The sequence below is a fragment of the Nocardia sp. BMG51109 genome (assembly GCF_000526215.1).
GTDB lineage: Bacteria > Actinomycetota > Actinomycetes > Mycobacteriales > Mycobacteriaceae > Nocardia.
Map to the genome: position 1 here is coordinate 3,754,519 of NZ_JAFQ01000004.1, position 22,628 is coordinate 3,777,146.

Consider the following 22,628-nt stretch of genomic DNA (forward strand, 5'->3'; position numbering starts at 1 on the left):
CACGGGCAGGCACTTCCACCACGGCACCCTCCCTCGGCTCCCGCTGCCGGCTAACTGTCCGTCGGTTGCCGAGGCTCCTTGCGTGGCACCAGCGGCAGACTACCGTTTTTCCGGTCGATAGTGGTTGATTGCCGCTTCAATCAGTGAGCGGGCGGATTCGCTGGTGACGGCGGTGGCGAGCAGGAGGTCGAAAACCCTTTCGTAGAGGGTGATTTCGCGGGGCTGGGTGACGGTGATCTCAGCGGCGACGGTCTCAACTTGAACCGTGGTGTGGTCGAAGATAACGAAGTTGGTTGTCGGATAATGGAATTGACTGTCACGCGGGGTAATGGCCAGAGCTATGCGAGGGTTGTGATGTGCGATCACGCCAGGGTGCGGTCAAGCTGGCCACGCATGGAGCCAGCCTGCCGGAGCTGGATGCGTGCGGTGTGGAACCGACCCCGGCAGGCTGGTGTCCTGAACAGCCGGTCTCTTGGGATCGGCCTTCTGATATTCGGAACTGCGGCGCATCCGGCTTGGCCGATTGCCTACAGCTTCGTCAGCCCCCGGCTCCTCTTGACCATCTCGCCGATCTCGGTCGCCCACCGCACAGCGGCCGGGATGGTGTCGATCTTCGGCTCGAACGCATCGAGCTGGTCGACGGGCACCCAGGCGTAGTCGGAGTACTCCTCGTTCAGCTCGATGCCGCCGCCCTCGTACTCGGCGTAGAAGTGCGGCAGGATCATGCTGTTGCCGTCCTTCTTCTTGAACAGGACGTTGTACGAGAGGTCTTCGGCGATCAGGAGCGTGGCTGCTTTGCCGATTTCCTCTTCCTTCTCCCGGCGTATAGCGTCGAGAATGCTGCCGTCAGTGGTTTCCATCTCGCCGCCGATGAGGGAATAGACGCCGTCGTAGTCGGCCTCTCCCTTGCGCCGTGCCAGCAGGACGCTGTTTGTTGCCGGGTCGATCACGACCAGCTTCTGGCAATATTGGAATTGTGTTGTGTCGCTCATAGTTCTCCGTATGGTGCTAGATGCTGTAGTTTCTTGGGCTGGGCTTCGCGGCTACCGTCCACGTACACGGTCACGCCACTCATATTCGCCCTGCAACCGGCGCAATATACCGCGTGGACATCTTCGGCCGCCGAGCCGATCGGGAGGTTTATTGTCCTTGAAATGGCTTCGTCGGTGTAGCGCTGCAAAGCGGCTGCCCTATCTATATGTCCCACCGGGCCGCAATGCCGCGCTGGTCGCACGAGTGTCAGCATTGCGGGCACGCACGGCCGCCGTGACGGGAGACCGGCGCGAAGCCCACCGAATGCTCGACCGCGCCGCCACCGTACTGTCCGGGCCGGCCACCCCCGTACCATCACCGTGGGTCAGCCACTTCGACGAAGCCTCCCTGGCCAGCGACGCAGCACGGAGCCTGCGGGTCCTCGGGGACCATCGCGCCGCCGCGGAGTGGACGCAGCGGATCATCGCGTTGCGGCCGCGAGGAACCCGCTCCCGCGCGCTGGCTCAAGTCACGCTCGCAGCCACCTTGATCGACCAGGGCCATCTCGACCAGGCGTGCGCGGCCGCCGAAGACGCCATCGACGGCATCGACGAGGTGAACTCCCACCTGCTCACCCGCCAGCTGCGTGGTGTCGCCACACAGCTGCTGCCCTACCGCAGTACGGCGACAGTGAGACAATGCGCAGATCAGCTGGAGACGGTGATCTGCGAAAGGACCTCGATGCACCGATCGGCAGACACCCTATGACCGAGCCGTTGTACGTGAGCGACCCCGACGCCTATCGGCGAAAGCTCAAGGAGGGCAACGCCAAACAGGCAAAGAAGATCGTCGTCGCCGATGGGGTGTTCCGCGATTCCGACGGCCGCATTCTCCTGGTCGACCCGAACTATAAAGCGCACTGGGATCTGCCCGGCGGCATGTCGGAAAGCAACGAGGCTCCCGACGAGACGCTGCGCCGCGAACTCGCCGAAGAACTCGGACTTCACCTGCCACCGGAACCGCCGCCGCTGCTGGTCGTCGAATGGGTTCCCCGCGACGAAAATTGGGACGACAAGCTCATGTTCGTCTTCGACGGCGGCATTCTCACTGGTACTCAGATCGCGGCCCTTCGCCTGACAGACGACGAACTCGACAACTTCGGCTTCTTCACCCCGGACCGAGCCCGTGAACTCCTCCGTACCGACCTCGGCCACCGCCTCGACATCGCCCTGGAGGCCCTCGACTCTCGCCGGGTCTACTACGTCAGAGACACCACGAACTAACTACTGCTGATGCGAGGGCCGATACTGGCTGCACGCGGATATCGACAACTTTAGTCGACATCCGCCAGGTTGCTCGGCCGCCTCACCCCAGTACTACTCCTCCAGCGTGACGGGGCGCCGGATTCGAGTCCGGCCAGCGTCCGGTGCGCCAGCTCGGGAGTGATCGGGTCGAAAACCGGTGAGGGTACACACCAGGGCATCGTCCAGCTGCCGCGCCTCGGTCGTTCGGGACGGCAAGCTGGACCGAAATGTTCTGGCAACCCTGGTTATTCGTTCGCTGCGCAACTCGAGTCCCACACGGAGCGCTTCCGCCGCCGGGGCACAACCTCCCTCGACATCCCCGCTGCCGGCTAGCAGTCGGCGGACTCTTGTTTGGGGTAGTAGCGGAGCAGTGCGACGTCACCTATCTGTGTGATGTCGACCAGGTGCATACGCCGACGTGTGCCGCCGGGAAACGTTGCCGGGTTGACGAACCGGGGTGCATCGGCCTCACCGATCAGGAGGGGTGCGACGGCAACGTGAAGCTCGTCGGCGAGACCGGCAGAGAGGACCGCGGTGTGGATGCTGGTGCCGCCCTCGATCATCAGCTGCCTTACCCCACGCTCGCCGAGATCATCCAGCAGTGCGGTGAAATCCACTGCCGCACCGAGTGATACTACGATGGCAAGCTTACCGAGGCGGTCGCGCAGCTTTGCTGCGCCGGGGTCGGTGGTGTATACGATCGGCCGCTGTTCCTCCACGCCGTGGTGCCAGAACTTGGCGTCCGGGTCGAGGTCGCCGGAACCGGTGATCACGATTTTCTGGAGGTGTCCCGGCTTTCCGGCCGCAACGCGTGCCGCCCGCCGGGCCGCGCTTTTGATGATCAGCCGAGGGTTGTCGCGCCGCAGCGTCTCTGCACCGATGAGGATCGCGTCGGACTCGGTACGTACCTGGTCGACGCGGTCGAAGTCCTCCGGGTTCGACAGGTGGAGACGTTCGGGGATCGTGTCGTCGATATAGCCGTCGACACTGACGGCAACGGACAGGACTACGTACGGCCGGGGCAAGTCTGGTCCTTCCACTCCTGGTATGCGGTAATGAACTCGCTGACACCCGGTAGATTGCTCCACGCCGTGGGAACCGAACGGCCGGAAGCCGCCCCGGGCCAACGGCAGCCGAGACGGTTAGAGCGAACTGCCGAGCCAGGATGCGAAGCCGATCAGGCTGTCCGTCTGCCGTCGCTGCGCCGCCGCGATGCCGTGCAGCGTCTCCCGAACCGATGGATGCAGTCGTGTCTGCTGCGGTGCGACCACCCGGGCCTTGTTCAGCGCGGCCAGCGCCTTGTCCGGTTTGCCTGCCATCAACCACGCTCGCGCGTTGTCCTGCCAGTGGTGTCCGGCGCGCGGAGCGGCCATGTCGGCAGGCAGTCGCAGTGTCGCGCCGTAGGTGGCCGCCTTGCCGGGGTCACCTGCCTCGAGTTCGACGGCGCAAGCGTGTATTTCGACGTTTCCGGGGCCGAAATCGGTTGTGTACAGGTCACTTTCGTGGGTCATCGGTTTCGCTATCCGGCGGGCGTGTTCGATGTGCTCCTGCGCGATATCCAACCGCCGTCCGCGGGCCGCCACGATGGCCCCGCGCAAGTGTCCGTAGCCGCGGAGCGCCCGCTCACCTTCGTTTCGGCCGGGCAGCAGAGTGAGACCACGATCGACCAGCGACATGGCGACCTCGGTCGACCCGTGCGACATCAGCAGCCGGGACCGTTTCATGAGACTGCGCACCGCATACCCGGGGTCGTCGGTATGCGAGGCGGCCCAGTCCAGCCGATCGAGCACCAGTGCTGTCAACGACGAGTAGCCGAGCCGGCAACAGGCTCCCTCGGCGGCGATGTAGGCAGCGCACAGCATCTCGTACGCCCGGACCTGCTCTGCGCCGGAGTTGCCTTCCTGTACGGCGCCGTGCAGCTGTCGGATCAGTGTCGGCAGCATGGCCAGTGCGCGACGAGTCTTGTCGTTGTGGAGCGCCTTTTCGACCTCGGCGAGTTGGGTCACCAGTTGCGATTGCCCGGGTGGCTCCAGTGCCTGCACGTACGCGCCTTCGGCCAAGACCGCCCGCAGCTCTGCCAAGCCCTCCAGCGGCCCGTCCTCCTCGAGGGTTCCGACGTACGGTGTGCCGCGCAGCCGATCGGGCTCGACGCCGAGTGCCTTGGACACGGCCGCGATGAATCCTGGTGACGCGACTTCTCGCCCCTGCTCGACAGCCTTGACCAGACTCAGGCTGTACTGCGCGCGGGTGGCCAGCTGGTGCTGGCTCAGCCCCGCAATTTTTCGTTCCGAGGCAACGGCTCGTCCCACGTGCTGGCCCATATCTCGAGCGTAGACCGATATCTGCGCAGCTGTCCGCCGATGTTGCCGTCTGTCCCTCACCACCACCGGCGACGGTAGGTGGCAGGCATCCCCGCTGGAACGTATCGCGGCCGGTGTCCACGAGCCTGGCCGGGCACGTGCCGGGTTCCATCCGTTTCGTACACACGTTCACCCGTTGAGCCCAGGTCGATCAATCGCGCTGTGCGCCGTCAGGCCATACGAGTGTGACCGGTATTCCTCGGTCTCGCGCGACGGCCACCACGTCGGCGGTGCCGCCGTACCCGCGTGCCGGTTTGCCGTCCCATACGGCGAACAGTTCGTCGGCGCTGTCGAGCATCCGCTCGCTTCCGGCCTGGTGGGCCTCGGCGGTGGATTCTCGGTAGTCCAGAGTTATCACGTCGAGTGCTTGTCCGATCAGCTCGTCGTAGGCACTGTGATGTTCGGGCGGCAGATCGTCTCGGTACTGCTGGGCGGGCACTACGACGACGAGTGAGCCACCGGCGTCCACAACGGCCTGAGCGAACAAGGTGTCGGCGCCGTCCGCGAGGCAGCTGAAGCCGATCAGCTCGGCGTCGGCGCGTTCGGCCAACTCCGCGCGTATTGCCTTGTCGACCAGTTCCCTTGTCTCCGGGGGCAATCCGCGGTGACCGGTGATTGCGATGCGTGTCATCGTCCGTCCCGTCTGTACAGAGTGGCCAGGGCATCGTCCAGCTGCCGCGCCTCGGTCGTTCGGGACGGCAAGCTGGACCGAAATGTTCTGGCAACCCTGGTTATTCGTTCGCTGCGCAACTCGAGTCCCACACGGAGCGCTTCCGCTGCCAGGGCACACCCTCCCCCGATATCCCCGCTGCTGGCCAGCACATGTGCGTGCTCGACCTGTGCGAGCGCACGTGGTTTGTCGGCGCCGAGAGCTTGGCCTGCAGTCGTGAAGGCGGCCCGGGAGGCGCGGTGGTCGCCGAGGCGGCCGAGCGCACTCGCCTGGTAGCGGGCTGCTTTGGCACTGTCGAATGCGTAGACCCATGGCCACTGCGGTTCGCCACGCTGCCGATTCGCCAGATGTTCGGCATGGTTGAGTGCGGCCAGGGCTGCTTTGCGGTTGCCGGTCGATGCGTACGCGACGGCCAGCAGCGACGACAACCACGCTCCAGCGCTGTCGGGGGCGTCTTGTCCCATCTGCGCCGATGCGGTGCGCAACAGTGCGAGCCCGGCGCGGCCGTCGCCGGTTTCGACTGCGTAATGCCCAAGGCTTGCCGTCATGTAGGAAACCAACAGCGGATGGTGTGTGCGCTCGGCGTAGGAAATTGCATCGGCGTATCGCTGCCTTGCCGCCGCATCGTCGCCCCGGTCCGCAGCCAGCCACGCAGCCAGCCCGGCCACTTCGGACAGTGTTCGGTACCCGCTCGCGGTGCGTAGACGATCACGCACGACGCCGGAGACCAGGCTCAGATGGGCCTCTACCGCTGGCCAGAGTCGATCGGAGGGAACAGACGATTCCATACGACGGTAGTTCGTCGTCGGGCCTGCCATCGTGTCGAGCAAATCGGACTCGCTCGGCGCGGTATTGGTCAGCATCGCCGCGCTCGCAGCGAACGTGGTCTTCAGGAACTGCTTGCGGTTCACGTCGTCGTCATCCGTTGACTGCCGATGCTTGGTGAATCCGAGTTCGGCATCCGTCGTTACGTTCAGGACCGCTCGAAGCGCGGCCCGGTAGTGTTTTCTCGGCCACGTCGTTTCGCCTCGCTCCCACTTGCCGATGTGTCGTTCATCGACCGCACCCCGTTTATTGGTTGCCCGGAAAACGTGGTCGTTGACGGCGTCGGCCAGTTCTTGGCGCGTAATCGAGTGGCCAGGCGATCCAGCCGACTCCACCCGTAACCGAGCCTCGATAAGTAGCTCGTTCCGTTTCGTCACGGGGTGCGGCCTCCCGGCTGGACCTGCTCCCAGAATAGAGGCCCGCAGACAGCACGGTTGCGCACTTCCCACAACTTTCCCATGAGCTTCCCCCTTGCGTGCAGTCGATCACCAGCGCTGATGCAACGAGTCTAGAGCCAGGCCCCGCCGCCGGGTCGATGCAGTCTCCAAGTGCTTGGTCGACCGAATTCAACCCTGTGATGTCTCGGTCGATGGGGCGCTCCCCGGTGGTGGGTGCCGTACCAACGACGGACGGGGTGCACGATGGACGAAATCAACGGCAGGCTGCCGCAACGACTGGTGTGCGTCGGATTCGGTGGGTCGAGACCGCCAACGCTGGAATATACGGCGGCGCCGGATGTTATCGCGAGATTCCTTACGGCACTGCGGCAGTGGAACCCGGACTACACGGTGGAAGTCGAGCCGGTCGAGGATGGCGAGAGTATTCCATCGAGGCCGTTGTGGTGCTTGCGGGCGTGGGTGAGCCGATGAGTGCCACTGGTGCTTGGTCGGTACTCGTTGTGCTGCTGGTGATTTGCGGTGGTGTCGTGTACCTGCTGCTTCGTTCCGATCGAGAGTACGAGCGGGCGGATGAGGCGCCGACGCAGGTCCTGTGGACGGTCGCATGGACGCACGAGGCACCGGACTACCCGATGACGGTCGCCGTCGCGCACCGCGAGAGGCAGTGGCACCGGGCGTGTGACCGCGAGGACTGCCCCCGCAAGGCAATTGCGTGGCAGGTGCTGGTGGAAGCCGGGCACATCGAACCCGACGCCAGCCGACCCACTCGAGACTACTCAGACCGATGGAACAACACCCGATGAAAGGAAATCATCTGTGCCCGAAGACCACCCGCCCGAGTCAACTGCACGCCCGGTGCACCACGTCTACGACGGCCTCATCCTCGACAAACCCCTTGTCTTCACAGTGCCGCCGGTCGAGGCGACGCCGGATCAACCGCTGCCGGACTGCGCGCCGTTCCTCCGGGTGTGCGGGGGAGTGGAAGAACCGAGCACGGTCATGCTGCGCGGAGCCCGGGAACTGGTGGGGATTTGGCGGCACGTGTACGAGCAGCGACCGAAAGATATGGCCGAGATCAATGAACAGCTGAGTTTGTACACCTGGTTCATCGACCGTGAAGCGGGCGGACACACCAAAAATATTGTGCACCAGGAGGATGCGCCGCTGAGTCCGTCAACATACGGCCAATGGGTTGCCTGGCTCATGTGGAAGTACGTGCTGTACGCGCTCAGGCAGGACGATCCCGAACACCACGACCGCGATGCGGCCGAATTGTCCTGGTACATCGAATCGTTCGACGAGCTGGTGGCAGCGGTTCGTGCCGGGCGCTTGCGGTTGCCGGAGGAGCAGGGGGACGAGGAAGACGGTGCGGAGTTTCCGCCGAGAAGGGTGTGGCCGGAGGGGATTACCGCGCCGACGAACAGCGGGGATGGTAGCCCGTCATCGTCAAGAAGGGACTGCTGATCGGTGACATGTTGCACCAAGCGCCGGGGACCGGGTCCTGGGCACTGCAAGGTCTGGCCGAGCGTGCTGGCGTGGTTCGATGAAAGGTATGCCAACTCTGTACGTTATTGGATGCGCAGCCCCGCCGGTTCTGAACATCCAGACACTGATCACCAGGGCGATTGATCGGGGCTGGGACACCTGCCTGATCTTGACATCGACTGCGGATCGTTGGCTGGCCGACTCGAAGCGGGCACTGATCGAACTCACCGGGCATCCCGTCAGGACCGACTACAAGCTGCCTGGTCAACCAGACCTTTTGCCGCCGGCCGATGCCATGCTGGTGGCACCGACAACGTCCAACACGATCAACAAGTGGGCGGCCGGCATCAGCGATACCTTGCCGCTTGGGCTGATCACCGAGGGAATCGGCAAGGGGTTCCCGCTCGTGGCGTTACCGTTCCTGAACGAGGCTCAAGCCAAGCATCCAGCCTTTTCGCGCAGTGTTGAAACCCTGCGAGGTGCAGGCGTACAGGTACTCCTCGATGGCGAGGGGTATACCCCCCACGGTCTTGGCGGGGGCAGTGGTGCAGATTTTCCGTGGGATCTGGCGCTGGACAGGTTGGAGCCGGCGACGAAGTCCCGCTGACTCCGTTCGGGCTGCCGTCATCGTCAGGAACCGGGTGGGTGGTGACACGAGATGACCATGCGGGCGACGCCCGGCGAATTGGAGCGGCGGGATGCTACGGCTCCGCAGACGGCCCGGAAACGGCGGAGGGTTCGGGAACGCCGTGACCAGTGGACTTGCGGTGTGGGCGGGCCCGCATACCGTCGTGGTTCCGGTGCGATCGTTGACGGATCTCTCGGTAGAACTCCAGGTGTGCCAATGCTGCTCGCTCCCAACCGAATTGAATAGCCAGGGCACGGCCCAGCTCGGCCCGGGACGGGTCGGGCCGCAGTGCCTCGGCGATGTTCTCTGCTATCTCGGTAGGGTTTGCCGCATAGCGGACGGTGTCCCCGAACACTTCGCGCAGGACGGGGAGATCGCGTGCCACGACGGGGATTCCGGCGGCGAGGGCCTCCATGGCGGCGAGGCCGAATCCCTCCTTGGTGGAGACGAACGGGACCACCGCCGCCCCGGCCATCAGGGCGGGTAGTTCGGCGTGCGGGACGGTGCCCAGGACGGTGGGTTCGAGGCCGAGTTCGGCCGCTCTGGCGTCGAAGCGGGCCCGGTAGTCGCGGTAGTCGAACAGTGTTTCGCCACCGGCGAATACGAGGTGCAGGCTCGGGTGGTCGCGGGTCAGCAGCGCGAAGGATTCGAGGAGGTCGATGCTGCCCTTGCGAGGCTCGATGCCGCCGAGTGCGAGGATGTAGCGGCCGAGCCGGCCTTGCCAGGCGGTGCGGGCGGAGGTGGCGTCGGGGGAGTCGCTCGCGGCCGTGGCGAAGCGGTCGTATTCGACACCGTTGGGTATCACGGTCGGGCGCAGGCCCCATCCGGCGTGCACCTCGTTCGCGACCGCTGCCGATACGCAGATGTGGGCGCAGGGTTCGACGATCGCGCGCTCGTGGCAGCGGGCCAGTTCGGGGGTGGTGAACGTGTCGAGGTGATGAACGGTGCGGAGGCAACGGTCGACGGCGTTGGCGCCGATGCAGTCCTGGGCGTGCACGATGTCGTAGTCGTGTGGGGTGAATGCCTCTCGTAAGACTGTGATGGAGCGCAGTATTCGCGCGCCGACGCTCTCCCCGTCGATGCCCGCGAACGGGACGACCCGCACGGCCACCGCCGGGTCCACCGGGCGGAAGAATCCGGTGTCGTCGCCGCGACCCAGGGTCCAGACCGTGACGTCGATGCCGAGCCGGGCCAGGGCCTCGGCGAGGTTGAGGGTGTGCACGACTCCGCCGCGAGGCTTCGTGGAGTAGGTGAGCAGCGCGATCCGCATGTCAGTGCCCGCCCTTCATGTCACTGTCCGCCCTTCATGTCAGTGTCCGCCCTTGTCGGCCATCAGGTTGCCGTAGGTGTCGACGCGGCGTTCCTCGAGATGGCGCAGCACCCGCCGGGCGCGCGCGAGTTCGGCATCGACATCGATGTCGGCCACCGCGAGCCCGCCCTTGGACCAGGTCTTGGCGAGGATCTCGCCGCCGGGCCCGACGATCTTGGCCTGACCGAGGAAGCGCAGGTTCCCGGTGATACCGGTCTGGTTGGACGAGGCGAGAACCACCTGATTCTCGGCCGCGCGGGCCTGATCGTAGAGGTCGAACAGCCGGGCCTGGCGATCGTTGGGCATGCGCGAGGCCCGGTCGGTGACGCTGGCGGGCCAGGCCGACAGGGCGGCGATGGTACGGGCGCCGTCCAGGGCCAGGGCCCGCGCGGATTCCGGAAAGGTCTTGTCGTAGTCGATGAGCATGCCGATCCGGCCGACCGGGGTGTCGAACGCCGCGAAGCGATCCCCGGCGGCGTAGGCCAGGTATTCGCCGGCCGGTTGGTGCACCTTGCGATGGCGGCCGAGGACGCCGTCGCCGGTCAAACACACTGCGGCGTTGTAGCGGGTGGCGCCGGCGCGTTCGGCGTAGCCGATGCAGAGGGTCATGTCCCCGGCCAGGCGGCACAGCAGGCGGATCTCCGGACCGTCCGGATCGATGGCCTCCGGTCCCGCGGCCGGGTCCGGGTTGCGGAGGTCGCCGATGTAGCCGCCGAGCGTGGCATCGGGCAGGACGAGCAGATCGACGTCGTCCTGGGACAGCCGCTCGACGATGCCGGTGATCTTGTCCAGGGCGCGGCCGATACCGGGCCCGAAATGGGCTGCGACGGCGGCGATTCGGATGACAGCCATGCGAATCGGGCTCAGGCCGCCGCGGTGTCGCGGGCGGTTGCGGTGATCCGGTCGGCGAGGTGTTCGGCGTCGCGGGCGATGGCGGCGAAGCGGCCCGAGCCCCAGGTGTGCAGCCAGGGCAGTCCGAGAAAGTACAGCCCGGGAGTCGTTGTGACGCCGCGGTTGTGGCAGGGATGGCCCTCGCCGTCGAAGACGCCGACCCGGAGCCATCGGTAGTCGGTGCGGAATCCGACCGACCACACCACCGACGTGATCCCGGCCGCTGCCACGTCGAGTTCGGTGATCTCGCGCGCCGGCCGCCACACCGGCCGATAGCGCGGTTCGGTGGGTGCCGTGATGCCCTCGCGGGCGATATGGGCGTCGATCGAGTCCTTGATGCTCTCGGCCACCGCGTCGGCGGCATCCAGGCACTTCTCCAGCGATGGTTCGAAATACGCTGTACCGCCGGATACATCGACCATGCGACCGTAGAGCGCCATACCCTCGGTGGCGAACCGGCGCAGGTCGATGTCGCGGCCCCCGCCGCGGCCGGTGACGTAGTGGTTGGTGTTCTCCCGCTTGCCGAGCCCGCCGGGCTGGTCCTCGATGGGAATGTCGTAGTGGCCCATCTCCTGTAGCCAGGCGACACAGTCGCGGCCGCGGTAGAACCGCGCCACGCGCGGGGCACTCCCCACCGCCAGATGCACCCTCCGGCCTTCCAACTGCAGATCCTCGGCGATCTGCGCACCGGATTGTCCGGTGCCGACGACCAGCACCGCTCCCTCGGGAAGTTCTGCGGCGCTGCGGTATTCGGCCGAGTGCAGCTGCCCGACCGAGCCGGGCAGGCGCTCGGCGAAGCGCGGGACGGTCGGCGTGTGATAACCGCCCACCGCGACGACCACCTGACCGGAATGCAGGAAACCGGAGGTGGTCTCGATGTCGAAGCCGCCATCGGCCGCCACGGTGACCGAGGTGACCGCGACATGTTCGCGGACCGGCGGACCGAAGGTGTCGGCATAGCCGCGGACCCAGGCGTAGACCTCGTCGCGGGTCATGAAGCCGTGCGGGTCCGGACCGGAATAGGCGTAGCCGGGAAGCACGCATTGCCAGTTGGGAGTGACCAGAGTGAAGTTGTCCCAGCGGGTGTCGCGCCATTCGTGGGCGATGGTCTCGCGTTCGAGCACGACGTGCTCGACGCCGCGGGCGCACAGCAGCCGGCTCACCGACAGCCCGGCCTGTCCGCCGCCGATCACGACGACCTCGTGGTGTTCCGGAGAGCTCATCGTCGTCCTCCCGATGTGCCGGCGGGCACGGACGGCGGAGATATCGACAGCACGCGCACGGTGTCGGGAGCCGAACGGAACCGTGCCGCAGCCGATTCGATGTCTGCCAGGATCCGTGCGGCGGAGCCGCAGTAAGAGCAGCGGATGTGGTCGGTCAGCTCGGGCATGGCTGCCCCACCACGCCGTGCCGCGCCACCACGCTGTCGTAGACCTCGGGTCGTCGATCGCGCAGGTTGTACATCCCGCCGCCGCGGGCCAATTCGAGCGCGTGGCCGAGGTCGACCGTCGCGGTCGCGAGCCCGGGTTCGGTGCCGGTGGTGGCGAGGATGTCGCCGCCGGGGCCGACGATCTTGGCGCTGCAGACGAAGCGCAGCGCGCCGAACGTGCCGGCCTGATTGGACGCGACCCAGACCAGCTGGTTCTCCACGGCGCGGGCCCGGTCGAAGATGTCGAAGCGCTGGGTCCAGCGATCGTCCTCGAGCCGTTCGGCGGTGGCGGTGCGCGCGGTCGGCCATGCCGACAGCGAGGTGATGATCTCCGCGCCGTCGAGCGCCAGTGCCCGGGCGGCCTCCGGGAACGCCTTGTCGTAGCAGATCTGCATGCCCATCCGGCCGATCGGTGTGTCGAACGCCGCGTACTCCGAACCCGCTGTGTAGCAAAGATTTTCGCCGAGCGGTTGATGGACCTTGCGGTAGGAGCCGAGGATCCCGTCACCGGACAGGGTCACGGCGGCGTTGTAGCGGGCCTCGCCGTCCGCCTCGCAGAAGCCGAGCGTGACCATGAGGTCCCCGGCCATCGCCGCGATCCGGCGCAACTCGGGCCCGTCCAGCTCGAGGGCGGGCGGCAAGCTGCGCAGCCGGCGCTGTCTGGCCTCCTCGCTTTCCGCGCCGCCGCCCAGGCTGGGCAGATATCCGCCGAGGCAGGCTTCGGGCAGCACCAGCAGCCGACTGTCCCGGGCGCGGGCGCGGGCGATGAGATCGCCGATGGTGTGGTAGCACTGGTCCATGTCGCGGCCGAATTCGGCGGCGGCCACGGAGATGGTGAGTTCGGTCATGAGAGTCCCAATCCGGTGACGGTGCCGGACACCGCCGTGGTGGTTTCCCCGTCGGGCCAGCGCAGTCGCACGCCGGGAGCCGAGATGAGCGTGCCGCACACGGCCGAGGTGGCGGGTCCGGGGTCGGCGGTGGCCGCTCCGGGACTGTCCGCGGTGAGCATGGCAAACCCGGGGAAGCAGGTGATCCATTCCGCGAGTGCGGCATTCGTGGGTCGGGGGATGCGTGCGACATCGAGTTCGACACCGGCCCCGGACGCCTCGGCCATCATGCCCGCGGTCCCGGCGATACCCGCCATGCTCACATCCTTCGCCGCGGCCGGGGCGGTGTCGGCGACGAACCGGCTCAGTACCCGCAGCTCCGCGCTCGTGCGCTGAGATGACGAATCCCATTGCCGGCCTGGATATCCGGTGCGCCACCGACCGCCGAGGTCGGCGGTCAGCCGCAACTCCTGGCCGATACGCCCAGCACCGCCGGGTACCGGCCGGGTGGTGCGGCCGAGGGCGGTCACCGACAGCGCAGGCGGACCGAGCTGGGTGTGCCCGCCCAGGATCGGAACGTCCCAGATGTCACTCGCCCGGACCACGCCGCGCAGGACCCTGGTCAGCAGGGAACGAGTGGGTGCCGCGACCGCGTCCAGGAGTCCGACGGGCTCGGCGCCCATGGCGGCCAGGTCGTTGATGTTCACCAGCACCGAACACCAACCCGCCCAGTCCGGGTCGCGCTCGACCATCGAGGGAAGGATGGCGTCGCACGCGGCGATGAGCTCGCTGCCCGGCACCGGAGCGCCGTCGTCACCACGGAAACCGTTGCCGCCCAGTGTTCCCGGGTGGTCACCGAATCCCCGCAGCAGCGGGCCGAGCAGTGCCTTGGTGGACTGCGCCAGACGTTCGATGCGATCGATCGGCCACCGCATTCGGACGTGGGGTGCGTGGCCGACCCGCGTCTCGCCCACCCGGATCCAGCCCAGCTGCGTGAACATCCCGGCGTAGCGTGGTTGCACCGTGGCCTCGAAGCGGAGCGCGTTGTTGTCCTCCGCGAAGGCGCATGCGGCGCGAACCAGGGCATTGCCCACGCCGCGGGCGCGCCGCCCGCAGTCGACGACCAGACGGCTGCCCGTCCACCAGCCGAGATCCTCGGTGGTGGCCGGTGCGACCCGCACGCCACCGAGGACGGTTCCGTCCGGTGTCAGCGCCACCAGCACCGTGGTGCGTGGATCGGCGTCGATATCGTCGGCGTCGCTGCGATGGAACAGGCCCTGCTCCACCACGAAGCTCTGGCGGCGCAACGCACGGTAGGCGGCCAGATGGCGGTTCTCGGCCGGGCGGATGAGGAATCCGTCCTCCGGTTCGGCCGGATCCGAATGCCCGGACAGGACACAGTAATCCGGCGACAGGGCATCCGAGGCCGCCGGGTCGAGCCAGGAGATCGGTGCGTACCGGGTTGCGGTGCCGGTCATCTCAACCTCCCGCGGTCTGCAATGCGCTGCACGCCCCGCAAGCCGCGCAGCCGGCCTTCTGCTCCGTGCCGGACATTCCCGCGGCACGCAATTCCTGTGCGACCCTTCTGGTCACGTCCTCGAGTAGCCGGGGCGTGGGGGGCCGCGCGTTGTCGACGTCGGTGGCGAGGGTGCCGGACAACGGCCGGAACGGTACGACGAACGGGTAGACACCCATGTCGATGAGTTCCCGTGCACCGGAGACCAATTCGTCCGGATCCTCGCCGAGACCGACGAGCAGGTAGGTGGACACCCGGTTGCGCCCGAACACACGCACGGCCTCGGCCCAGGCCGCCCGGTATTCCGTCAGCGGCACGGTCGATTTACCCGGCATCCAGCGGGCGCGCACGCTGTCGTCGAGGGATTCGACATGGATGCCGATGGCGTCCGCACCGGCGGCGTGTAACTCGCCGAGGGTGGCCGGATCACCCGGCGGCTCACACTGCACCTGGACCGGCAGCTCCGGAACCGCCTGCTTCACCGCGCGTACGCAGCGAGCGAGATGCCTTGCACCACGGTCTTTTCCGGCCGAGGTTCCGGTGGTCATCACCATCTGCCGCACGCCGTCGAGCCGGACCGCGGCGGCCGCGACCTCCGCGAGCTGTTCGGGACGCTTCACCGCGACCGTCTGCCCCGCCTCGAGCGACGCCTCGATGGCGCAGAACCGGCAACGCTGGTCCTCGGCGTACCGGATACAGGTCTGCACCACGGTGGTGGCGAGCACGTCGGCGCCGTGCAGCTTGGCGATCTGCTCGTACGGCACGTCGTCGGCGGTCCGCAGGTCGTAGAAGCGTGGCCGCCGCACCGGCTCGACCGAGACGCCCAGATCGGCGCCGTTCAGCAGGAGCCGGTCACCGCGCAGCGTGTAGGGGCTGTCGGAACGGATGGGAACGGCGGCTCCGGCGCCGCCGAACAGCACATGACCGTCGTCGCTGGGCCCGGCCCCCGCATGACGCCGCACCGGCACATCGACGCGAATGCCGAGCAATGCCAGATCGACGCGCGTGGATACCTCGGTCATGACGACGGCCTAGACCTGGTAGGTGGAATTGATGATCGCGCCCTTGCGCGCATAATGGATCAACGCGTCCTGGACGTCCAGCGGATGCGCCGGGATGACGCCCTCGATGAGGTCCTCCTCGCGGGCGCCGTGCAGGGCCAGCCCGAAGCGGCAGGCGAAGACCTTGCCGCCCTCGGCGAGGAAGGTTGCCAGCGAGTCGTTGATGTTCTGCTCGCCCGGGAAACCGCTGTCGCCGGTGGTCGGAAAGCCGCGGTTGGCGATGCAGTTGATCGCGCCGGGACCGTAGAAGTAGATGGCCGATTCGAAGCCCTTGCGCAGTGCACGGGTCGCCTGCAGAACGGCCACGAAACTGACCGAGGATTCGTGCGCGATCCCGTGTACCAGGGTGAAATAGGTTTCACCGGCCTCGGCCCGGTAATCCGGGAAGATCTTGGTCGCCCCGTAGATGTTGCTGCCCTTCGGCATCGCCGGGTGCGGAATCTCCGCCAGCGACTTCGCGATGTTCTCCTCGATGGCCTTGTCGATATCTGACGTTTCGGTGGGTGCGGACATGATTCATCTCCCGTGGACGAAGGGCGGAAACAGGTGCGACGGAACCGCCTGCCGGATCGGGGAGCGGTTCGCTCGATGAATCAAGTTGACGCCCGGCGTATTTCCGATTGGTCACGTCCGGAAAAAGACGGAGTTGCCGATTGCTCGCCACCGTGACCGCGGCGGTTGTACGGAGTAATAGGTTGTGCGGCAATGGTATTGGACATATCGCGCCGCAGCGCCGGCCGCCGATGAGCGGAGCGGATTCGCCGCCGTGTAATGGCCGCCCTGGGACTTTTCGGAGACCGTTAACAATCGGCGGGGCCGACGTCCTCGAGGTGGTAATACTGCCGAAATCTCCGTCGGGTCCGGGCCGCGGTTGTGCTTGTCCGGAATCGATCGTCGATACTGGTGGTATGCGGTCGCGGAGCAAGATCCTGGACGCCACGCTCGAGCTGATCGGAAGCAACGGCTTCGAGAGCGTGACCATCGCCGCCGTCGCGCATGCCGCCGGGGTTACCCGCCAGACCGTCTACTCGATCTTCGGGACTCGCGAGGACCTCGTCTCGCAAGCGATTACGGACCTGCATCTGCGGACGTCGGAGGATCTCCGGGAACGACTCGCCACGGTCGGGAGTGCATCGGAATATATCGTCGAAATCTTCGTCGCCGGCCGGTCGCTGGTCCGCGAGAATCCGATCATGGCCCGCCTGTCGCGTCCCGAGCCGGGGAATCCGGTATTCGACGAGGGCATGGTCGAGCGCGCACGACCGGTTGCCCGGGAGTTGCTTTCGCCGTTGACGAAGTTGGATCCCGGCATCGAGCCGGAGCTGGAGGACATCGTCGAGTTTCTGATCCGTCTCGGGTTGTCGATCGTTCTCTTCGACGATCCGGGCCTCGAGACCGACGACGAACTGCGGCGCTTCGTTGCCAAGTGGGTGGTGCCGGCGCTGTCTGCCGCACGGCGCTGACCGCCACCTCTGCAACTTGTTCTTGACACTATACGCAGTATATGTCTAGTTTAAGCGTCGCCCGAAGGCATGGTTCGGGCCGGTAGTCCGCAAGTCGACCACGGACGGTTGTCGCTCACACCCGGTGCGCGTAGTGCGGGCATATCCGTCGGTGCTCTGGAGGTCAGTGATGCCCGCAATGTCCCGTCGTTCCTTTCTGGGTGCTACCGGTGCCGCGGGAGTCGCACTTGCGGCGGCGGGTACGGCGCGTGGCGACACCGGTGCCGCAAACCGGGTTCCGCTCACCCGCCAGGAGCACCGGGCGATCGTGATCGGGTCGGGCTTCGGTGGCGGTGTCGCGTCGCTGCGGCTGGCGCAGGCGGGTGTTCCGGTGTTGTTGCTGGAGCGCGGGGTTCGCTGGCCGACGGGCCCGAACGCGCGGACGTTCCCGTCGGCGACCGCACCCGACAAGCGAATTCTCTGGTACCGCTCCAACCCCCGGCTGTTCGGTACGCCGATGGTGTTCGAGCCCTACACCGGCCTGCTCGAGGCGGTCGCCGGGGAGAACATGACGGCCCTGTGCGCGGCCGGAGTGGGCGGTGGATCGCTTGTCTACCAAGGTATGTCGCTCCAGCCCGCCGAGGACGTGTTCCACACCCAGTTCCCCGAGGAGCTGGACTGGGCGACGATGAACCGGGTCCACTACCCGCGCGTGGCGCGCATGCTGCAACTCGCCGTCGCTCCCGATCCGCTGATCGACAGCCCGAATTATCAAGCCGCACGGGTCTTTGCGGAGCAGGTCCGGCGGGCCGGCCTGCCGGTGTCGAAGATCCCGATGCCGATCGACTGGAACTACGCGCTCGACGAGCTCCACGGCCGGATGACGCCCTCCTACACCGACGGCTCGGGGGCGCTGGGCGTCAACAACGGCGGCAAGCACTCCGTCGATGTCACCTACATCGCCGACGCGGAGGCGACCGGCCGGGTCGAGGTCCGCACGCTGCACCAGGTCACCGACATCGAGCGGGCCCCCGACGGGCGCTGGACGGTCCACGTCGAACGGATCGACACCACGGGCACCGTCGTCGAGAACCAGATCCTCACCACCGACGCGCTGATCATGGCCGCCGGCAGTCTCAACACCACCAAGCTGCTGGTGCGTGCCGCCGCGAAGGGGCAGATCCCGGACATGCCGGACGGGCTGGGCGGCAACTGGGGCACCAACGCCGACCGCATCTATCTCTGGACCGACCTGGAGCGGTCGCTGGGGGAGCCGCAGGGCGGGCCGGTCGTCTACGGCAGCCTGAACTGGAGCGACCCCGCCACGGCGAGCACGATCATCCAGGCGTCGATACCCCCGTTCCCGGTCGACGCGCACAGCACCATGATGGTCGGCTACGGAGTCAGCGACGCGCGGGGACGGTTCGACTATTCCGCGGCCACCGACGAGGCGGTGCTGCGCTGGCCGAAGGAGGGCGACGCGGTCATCCAGAACGGGCGCATCGGGCCGCTGGCACACCAGATCGCCGGTCCGGCAAGCATTCTCACCGATACCAACCTCGCCTTCCCGTCCACCTGGCATCCCCTCGGCGGGGCGAGCATGGGCCCGGTGTGCGACCTCGACGGCCGGGTGCACGGACAGCGCGGCCTGTATGTGCTCGACGGCGCGCTCATCCCGGGCAACTGCGCGGCCTGCAACCCCTCGATGACCATCGCGGCCGTCGCCGAACGCGCGCTGGACAACCTGGTCGCGCAGGATGTCGGCACCGTCATCTGATCTCCGCCCTCGGCCCGGTCGACCGCCCTGCCACGTCCGGCGATGCGTTCAGCACCCCTCGGACCGGGCGACGGCCTCGGCATCGAGTATTGAACGTGGCCACCGCCCGGTCGGCGATCTGCTGGTACCGCAATGACGTGACCAACCCCGTGCGCTCGCGCACCAGCGCCCGCAGGCACCTCCGTCGTTCCGGCGTGCCTGTGCCGGAATCCACAAGTGCCGGTGATGGATTCGAGCCGGAAGCTCGCCGGAACGACGGGATCCGCAATGACGAGGATCGGTGACGCAGCGCTAGGGGTTCATCTCGTAGCTCCCCGCGAGCGCGAGCACCTCGTCGTACACGCGCGCCGACCGGGCCTCGTCGATTGCCGGTTTCCGGAGGACGTCCAACGCCCATTCCTGTTGGGCCGCAGTGGATGATGCCTTCGAGTGCATGTCCAGGGCGTAGCGGGAGAAGTCGCGGACGAACAGTTCGAAGAGGGTGTCGACGAGATCGTCGGTGACGCCCGCGATGGTCGCCTGCTCCAGGATGAGCTGGGCGTAGGGCAGCAGCGTGAACAGTTCGCCCAGTGCCAGTTGGTAATCGAGGTCGACCGCCTGGGCGTCCGTCGGCGGGGCCTCCACGGAGAACCCGGCGAACCGGTCGGCCAGGCTCTCGAACAGTGCCACGTTCGGCAGGTGCCGCCACGGGGCGAACGCGAGGCGCCAGTGGTGGAACCGCACCTTACTCAGGCCCGAGGCGGGCGGCTGCCGGAACAGCGCCTCGTCGTCGCCCGGGTCGCGGCGCACCGGAATCGCCGGCAGATCAACGGAATTGAACAGGAAGTTCGGCATGAACTTCAGCGTCAGCGCCATGTTCACGTGCGCGGTGCCCTCGAGCCGCGGCATCGAGGCCATCATGGCGCGGGCCACCGAGAAGTAGCTGTCCTTCTCGAAACCCTTGGCGGAGATGACATCCAGCAGCTCGGTCAGCGCGCGTTCGGCCTCCCGGGTGACCTTCATCTTCCCGATCGAGTTGTACATGACGAACCGGCGGTCCTCGGGCGACGAGCAGCGCATATAGTCGATGGCGCGCTCGTGGTACAGCTTCATCGCGATCAGCCGCGCGTAGCTGTCGGTGAGGATCCGGCGGACCTGGCCGAAGTCGGTCACCGGGTGGCCGAACAGGATCTTGCTCGCGGCCTGGTTGATCGTCTCGTAGAAGCAGTGTTCGGTGATCCCGATCGCGACCATGCCGATGTTGAACTTGCCGCAGTTCACCGCGGCCATCGCGGCGTCGAACGCCGCGCGGCCGGTGTGCAGGACATCGCCGGGCGCGACCGGGTAGTCGTCCAGATCGAAGGCGCTGACGTAGTTCTGGCCGTGCACGACATTCTCGAGCAGCTTGTAGTGCGGATGCCCGCTGTCGACCGTGAACCATACGTAGGCGTCGGGCCCGTCGAGATCGGTGCGGCGGCCGATGACCGGCACGATCCTGGCGACATTACCGTTGCCGATATAGTACTTTCCGCCGGTGGCCCGGAACCCGCCGCTGCCGTCCGGGGTCAGGAGCATATCGGTGGAGTAGATGTCGGCCCCGTGATCCTTCTCCGACAGGCCGAACCCGATGATGCCGCCGCGGTCCAGTTCCTCGGCGGCGTGGCGGTGCGCCTTATCGTTGTCGCTCTGCCAGATGATGGCCAGTCCGAGCGTCGACACGCCCCAGGCATACCAGTACTGCGCGCCGTAGAAGCCGGTGATCTCGTTGAACTTGGAGATGAACGCCGTGTCCCAACGCTTTTCGGGATCACCGTCGGCATGTTTGGCGGGCGTGGCGAAATGCGCGAGGATCCGCGACCGCGCCAGGAACCGCATCCAGTCCTCGTACCAGACACCGGCATTCGCATCGCGGCACAGCGCCTGCTTGCCCTTGGATTCGAAGAACTCGACCACCGAACGCAGCAGGCCCCGCGTGTTCGGATCGAACTCGTCGAACGTCTCGGTCACGGGATTGAACAAATGCATGACAACCTCTCTGGGACAGCTGGATTCACCCGTCCGCCAACTCGGTGAGCCGTCGGCGCAGCCGGGTCGGCGCGGTGGCCCCGCCGGGTTCGACGGGGCGGTAGGGCGGATCAGCGGTGCGGCCGGCTCATGTCGCGGTTCGCCACCGGAAGCTCGATGCTGATCGGCATCTTCAGTTCGGCCAGGTAGACCAGGGCCGCTTGGCGGAGGAACTCGTCGAACAGCCAGTAGGCGTCCGGCGCCAGCGGCACGACCGGGAGCAGCCCCTCGCGCACGGCGACGAACGGGCCCCAGCTGAACCGCAGCAACGGATCCCAGACCGGTTCCCGGGCGATGGCCAGCTCGTCGGCGATCTTGTCACCGAGCAGGAAGCGGGTGAACGAACCGAGCACCGGCTTGGTGATCAGGGTGAGATCGAGGTTGGCGCCCAGCGAGAGGAGCCGGTCGGCGAGATCGGCGCCCTCCGGGGTCGGCGCCAGGATCGGGTCGAGAACCTGCGCCGCCTGGGAATTCGCCTGATCCCACGAGTTGGGGATGTACTCGTCGCGGACGCCGAGCATGTGCCCGGCCACCTGCCAGGAGTGCAGGAACGCCGTGGACTCGTGCTCGGGAATCGGCACCTTCCACGCGGTCAGGTGCTTCATGACCGTCGTGGGCAGGCTGTGCCAGGTGACCATGATGTCGTTCTGGCTGATCGGAACGTCTTCCTGGGCAACGTATTTCCACTGCGGCGACTGCGGCAGCAGATGCCGCACCGCCGCGTGCACCATTCTGGTCTTCACACAGGTCACGACCATCTCGCCGTTGGGGCCGTAGGCATTACCGTTGCCGATGTCGTAGCCGAGCTTGGCGGTCTTCAGGATGCGGTCCTTCAGGTCGAAGCCGCCCTTGGAGTAGTAGACCGCCCGCGCCTCCTTGGGGATGACGGTGCTCATCATCCCGCTGGCCAGGCCGTACAGCACGCCGAGGTAGAGGCCGCGCTTCTTGTTGAACTCCACCGCGGTGGCCAGCTTGCCCTGATCGGCCCACTGCGGCATCTGCCGCGCGTATTCCATGAAGTCGCGCAGATCGGACGGCAGGCCCGCGGGCAGCGGCTGGCCGTTCTTGGTCCACGTGCGCAACTGGGCATTGATCGCGGGCACGTCGCCGCGCTCGAGCACCGAGGCGATCAGCGGATCGGCCTCGTCGTCCCACACCGTCAGCGGATCGGCGCCCGCACCGCCGCCCGCTACCGACCCCTCGGGAGACCACGACCAGGGCTCCGCCCGAGCCGGACTCACCATCGCCAGCGCGCCCAGCGCCCCCAGCGACCCGCCCGCCGCCAGCGCCATACGTCTGTTGAACTGATCCATCGCCGCTACTCCTCATTGAGCTGGAGCACCACCGACGCCGCCACACCGACGCCGGTGGCTTGAAGAATATCTATTAACTTAGCAAGTCCGGCAGCGGCCCGTGGGGATTTCGGGATATTGCTCGAACGGCAATCTGCGCGCGACCTGTGAGCAGCGGTAAGGCGTTGTAGAGCACTGGCCGAGGAAGGGGCGATGCCCGCGCCCCGGCAGGTCGTCGCCTGGGTGGGCCGCCGGTGTGCGGACGCCGTCGGGTTCGCCCCCTAGTGCTGTCAATAGTGAGAATCGATGATTACTTCATCTGATTGCCGCGGCGCTGGAGCCCGAAGGCCGCCTCGCCCAACGTCCTTGGTCCGCGCCGCTCGCGCTCCGGGATGTGTA

General features: G+C 66.7%; 22 protein-coding genes. 7 read left to right on the forward strand and 15 right to left on the reverse strand.

The annotated features are described in order from the left end of the window. Nucleotides 1–99 precede the first annotated feature (99 nt). Entirely contained in the window at nucleotides 100–366 is a 267-nt protein-coding gene (locus tag D892_RS46765) for a Scr1 family TA system antitoxin-like transcriptional regulator (protein WP_024802703.1), read from the reverse strand. Nucleotides 367–527: 161 nt separating this feature from the next. Further along, the gene (locus tag D892_RS0118630) at nucleotides 528–992 is read right to left on the reverse strand and encodes an NUDIX hydrolase (protein ID WP_024802704.1); all 465 of its coding nucleotides are present in this window, start codon (nucleotides 990–992) and stop codon (nucleotides 528–530) included. A 274-nt stretch (nucleotides 993–1,266) separates the two neighbouring features. Here D892_RS0118630 and D892_RS47770 point away from each other — a divergent pair, with 274 nt between their 5' ends. Continuing rightward, nucleotides 1,267–1,740, forward strand: a complete 474-nt coding sequence (locus D892_RS47770; RefSeq protein WP_198036924.1) for a tol-pal system YbgF family protein — start codon at nucleotides 1,267–1,269, stop codon at nucleotides 1,738–1,740. After that, entirely contained in the window at nucleotides 1,737–2,255 is a 519-nt protein-coding gene (locus D892_RS0118640) for an NUDIX hydrolase (RefSeq protein WP_024802706.1), read from the forward strand. Before D892_RS47770 ends, D892_RS0118640 begins: the two co-directional genes overlap by 4 nt. Before the next feature lie 350 nt (nucleotides 2,256–2,605). On the opposite strand, the gene D892_RS0118645 is transcribed toward D892_RS0118640, so the two are convergent. From D892_RS0118645 to D892_RS0118660, 4 genes are all read right to left on the reverse strand, one after another. Further along, on the reverse strand, nucleotides 2,606–3,301 hold the full coding sequence (locus D892_RS0118645) for a dihydrofolate reductase family protein (RefSeq protein ID WP_024802707.1): 696 nt from the start codon (nucleotides 3,299–3,301) through the stop codon (nucleotides 2,606–2,608). Between the two features lie 117 nt (nucleotides 3,302–3,418). Next, a complete protein-coding gene (locus D892_RS0118650; RefSeq protein WP_024802708.1) occupies nucleotides 3,419–4,597 on the reverse strand; it encodes a helix-turn-helix domain-containing protein in 1,179 nt (392 codons plus the stop codon). Between the two features lie 190 nt (nucleotides 4,598–4,787). Further along, on the reverse strand, nucleotides 4,788–5,267 hold the full coding sequence (locus tag D892_RS0118655) for a hypothetical protein (RefSeq protein WP_024802709.1): 480 nt from the start codon (nucleotides 5,265–5,267) through the stop codon (nucleotides 4,788–4,790). Next, the gene (locus tag D892_RS0118660) at nucleotides 5,264–6,508 is read right to left on the reverse strand and encodes a hypothetical protein (protein WP_198036925.1); all 1,245 of its coding nucleotides are present in this window, start codon (nucleotides 6,506–6,508) and stop codon (nucleotides 5,264–5,266) included. Before D892_RS0118660 ends, D892_RS0118655 begins: the two co-directional genes overlap by 4 nt. 488 nt (nucleotides 6,509–6,996) lie before the next feature. On the opposite strand from D892_RS0118660, the gene D892_RS0118665 reads away from it, so the two are divergent. The 3 genes from D892_RS0118665 (at nucleotide 6,997) to D892_RS0118675 (ending at nucleotide 8,621) form a co-directional block, all read left to right on the forward strand. After that, the gene (locus tag D892_RS0118665; protein WP_156959566.1) at nucleotides 6,997–7,332 is read left to right on the forward strand and encodes a hypothetical protein; all 336 of its coding nucleotides are present in this window, start codon (nucleotides 6,997–6,999) and stop codon (nucleotides 7,330–7,332) included. Nucleotides 7,333–7,345: 13 nt separating this feature from the next. Beyond that, nucleotides 7,346–7,993 carry a hypothetical protein gene (locus D892_RS0118670; RefSeq protein ID WP_156959567.1) on the forward strand — a complete coding sequence of 216 codons (648 nt, stop codon included), beginning with the start codon at nucleotides 7,346–7,348 and terminating at the stop codon, nucleotides 7,991–7,993. 88 nt (nucleotides 7,994–8,081) lie between these two features. Further along, nucleotides 8,082–8,621 (forward strand): flavoprotein, encoded by a 540-nt coding sequence (locus D892_RS0118675; RefSeq protein WP_232236111.1) that lies wholly within the window; start codon nucleotides 8,082–8,084, stop codon nucleotides 8,619–8,621. 94 nt (nucleotides 8,622–8,715) lie between these two features. Here D892_RS0118675 and D892_RS0118680 read toward each other — a convergent pair whose 3' ends face one another. The 7 genes from D892_RS0118680 to D892_RS0118715 form a co-directional block, all read right to left on the reverse strand. Further along, the gene (locus D892_RS0118680) at nucleotides 8,716–9,912 is read right to left on the reverse strand and encodes an MSMEG_0565 family glycosyltransferase (protein WP_024802714.1); all 1,197 of its coding nucleotides are present in this window, start codon (nucleotides 9,910–9,912) and stop codon (nucleotides 8,716–8,718) included. 39 nt (nucleotides 9,913–9,951) lie between these two features. Then, complete coding sequence (locus D892_RS0118685; protein ID WP_024802715.1) at nucleotides 9,952–10,803, reverse strand: carbon-nitrogen hydrolase family protein; 852 nt, start codon at nucleotides 10,801–10,803, stop codon at nucleotides 9,952–9,954. 11 nt (nucleotides 10,804–10,814) lie between these two features. Beyond that, nucleotides 10,815–12,065: an MSMEG_0569 family flavin-dependent oxidoreductase gene (locus D892_RS0118690; protein WP_024802716.1), complete on the reverse strand. Its 1,251-nt coding sequence runs from the start codon at nucleotides 12,063–12,065 to the stop codon at nucleotides 10,815–10,817. A gap of 154 nt (nucleotides 12,066–12,219) precedes the next feature. Then, entirely contained in the window at nucleotides 12,220–13,119 is a 900-nt protein-coding gene (locus tag D892_RS0118700) for a carbon-nitrogen hydrolase family protein (protein WP_024802717.1), read from the reverse strand. After that, nucleotides 13,116–14,576 carry an MSMEG_0567/sll0787 family protein gene (locus D892_RS0118705; RefSeq protein ID WP_024802718.1) on the reverse strand — a complete coding sequence of 487 codons (1,461 nt, stop codon included), beginning with the start codon at nucleotides 14,574–14,576 and terminating at the stop codon, nucleotides 13,116–13,118. The genes D892_RS0118700 and D892_RS0118705 overlap by 4 nt, the downstream gene beginning before the upstream one ends. Before the next feature lies 1 nt (nucleotide 14,577). Further along, the gene (locus D892_RS0118710) at nucleotides 14,578–15,636 is read right to left on the reverse strand and encodes an MSMEG_0568 family radical SAM protein (RefSeq protein WP_024802719.1); all 1,059 of its coding nucleotides are present in this window, start codon (nucleotides 15,634–15,636) and stop codon (nucleotides 14,578–14,580) included. A gap of 9 nt (nucleotides 15,637–15,645) precedes the next feature. Continuing rightward, complete coding sequence (locus D892_RS0118715) at nucleotides 15,646–16,188, reverse strand: MSMEG_0572/Sll0783 family nitrogen starvation response protein (RefSeq protein WP_024802720.1); 543 nt, start codon at nucleotides 16,186–16,188, stop codon at nucleotides 15,646–15,648. Nucleotides 16,189–16,328: 140 nt separating this feature from the next. Between D892_RS0118715 and D892_RS0118720 the strand changes: the two genes are divergently transcribed. Together D892_RS0118720 and D892_RS0118725 are read left to right on the forward strand one after the other, a co-directional pair. Next, nucleotides 16,329–17,138 (forward strand): TetR/AcrR family transcriptional regulator, encoded by an 810-nt coding sequence (locus D892_RS0118720; RefSeq protein WP_369801759.1) that lies wholly within the window; start codon nucleotides 16,329–16,331, stop codon nucleotides 17,136–17,138. Between the two features lie 169 nt (nucleotides 17,139–17,307). Continuing rightward, nucleotides 17,308–18,894 (forward strand): GMC oxidoreductase, encoded by a 1,587-nt coding sequence (locus tag D892_RS0118725; protein ID WP_024802722.1) that lies wholly within the window; start codon nucleotides 17,308–17,310, stop codon nucleotides 18,892–18,894. Between the two features lie 291 nt (nucleotides 18,895–19,185). Here the strand turns inward: D892_RS0118725 and D892_RS0118735 are convergent, their stop codons facing one another. Beyond that, on the reverse strand, nucleotides 19,186–20,898 hold the full coding sequence (locus D892_RS0118735) for an acyl-CoA dehydrogenase family protein (RefSeq protein WP_024802724.1): 1,713 nt from the start codon (nucleotides 20,896–20,898) through the stop codon (nucleotides 19,186–19,188). 110 nt (nucleotides 20,899–21,008) lie between these two features. Continuing rightward, complete coding sequence (locus D892_RS0118740; protein WP_024802725.1) at nucleotides 21,009–22,250, reverse strand: oxygenase MpaB family protein; 1,242 nt, start codon at nucleotides 22,248–22,250, stop codon at nucleotides 21,009–21,011. Nucleotides 22,251–22,628: the final 378 nt, after the last annotated feature.

Excerpts from the sequence above, each read along its gene's own strand:
- D892_RS0118705 (WP_024802718.1), bottom strand. The coding sequence starts at position 14,576 with ATGACCGGCACCGCAACCCGGTACGCACCGATCTCCTGGCTCGACCCG.
- D892_RS0118665 (WP_156959566.1), top strand. The coding sequence starts at position 6,997 with ATGAGTGCCACTGGTGCTTGGTCGGTACTCGTTGTGCTGCTGGTGATT.
- D892_RS0118640 (WP_024802706.1), top strand. The coding sequence starts at position 1,737 with ATGACCGAGCCGTTGTACGTGAGCGACCCCGACGCCTATCGGCGAAAG.
- D892_RS0118735 (WP_024802724.1), bottom strand. The coding sequence starts at position 20,898 with ATGCATTTGTTCAATCCCGTGACCGAGACGTTCGACGAGTTCGATCCG.
- D892_RS0118675 (WP_232236111.1), top strand. The coding sequence starts at position 8,082 with ATGCCAACTCTGTACGTTATTGGATGCGCAGCCCCGCCGGTTCTGAAC.
- D892_RS0118700 (WP_024802717.1), bottom strand. The coding sequence starts at position 13,119 with ATGACCGAACTCACCATCTCCGTGGCCGCCGCCGAATTCGGCCGCGAC.
- D892_RS0118680 (WP_024802714.1), bottom strand. The coding sequence starts at position 9,912 with ATGCGGATCGCGCTGCTCACCTACTCCACGAAGCCTCGCGGCGGAGTC.
- D892_RS0118740 (WP_024802725.1), bottom strand. The coding sequence starts at position 22,250 with ATGGATCAGTTCAACAGACGTATGGCGCTGGCGGCGGGCGGGTCGCTG.
- D892_RS0118710 (WP_024802719.1), bottom strand. The coding sequence starts at position 15,636 with ATGACCGAGGTATCCACGCGCGTCGATCTGGCATTGCTCGGCATTCGC.
- D892_RS0118725 (WP_024802722.1), top strand. The coding sequence starts at position 17,308 with ATGCCCGCAATGTCCCGTCGTTCCTTTCTGGGTGCTACCGGTGCCGCG.
- D892_RS0118715 (WP_024802720.1), bottom strand. The coding sequence starts at position 16,188 with ATGTCCGCACCCACCGAAACGTCAGATATCGACAAGGCCATCGAGGAG.
- D892_RS0118655 (WP_024802709.1), bottom strand. The coding sequence starts at position 5,267 with ATGACACGCATCGCAATCACCGGTCACCGCGGATTGCCCCCGGAGACA.
- D892_RS0118630 (WP_024802704.1), bottom strand. The coding sequence starts at position 992 with ATGAGCGACACAACACAATTCCAATATTGCCAGAAGCTGGTCGTGATC.
- D892_RS0118690 (WP_024802716.1), bottom strand. The coding sequence starts at position 12,065 with ATGAGCTCTCCGGAACACCACGAGGTCGTCGTGATCGGCGGCGGACAG.
- D892_RS0118650 (WP_024802708.1), bottom strand. The coding sequence starts at position 4,597 with ATGGGCCAGCACGTGGGACGAGCCGTTGCCTCGGAACGAAAAATTGCG.
- D892_RS0118685 (WP_024802715.1), bottom strand. The coding sequence starts at position 10,803 with ATGGCTGTCATCCGAATCGCCGCCGTCGCAGCCCATTTCGGGCCCGGT.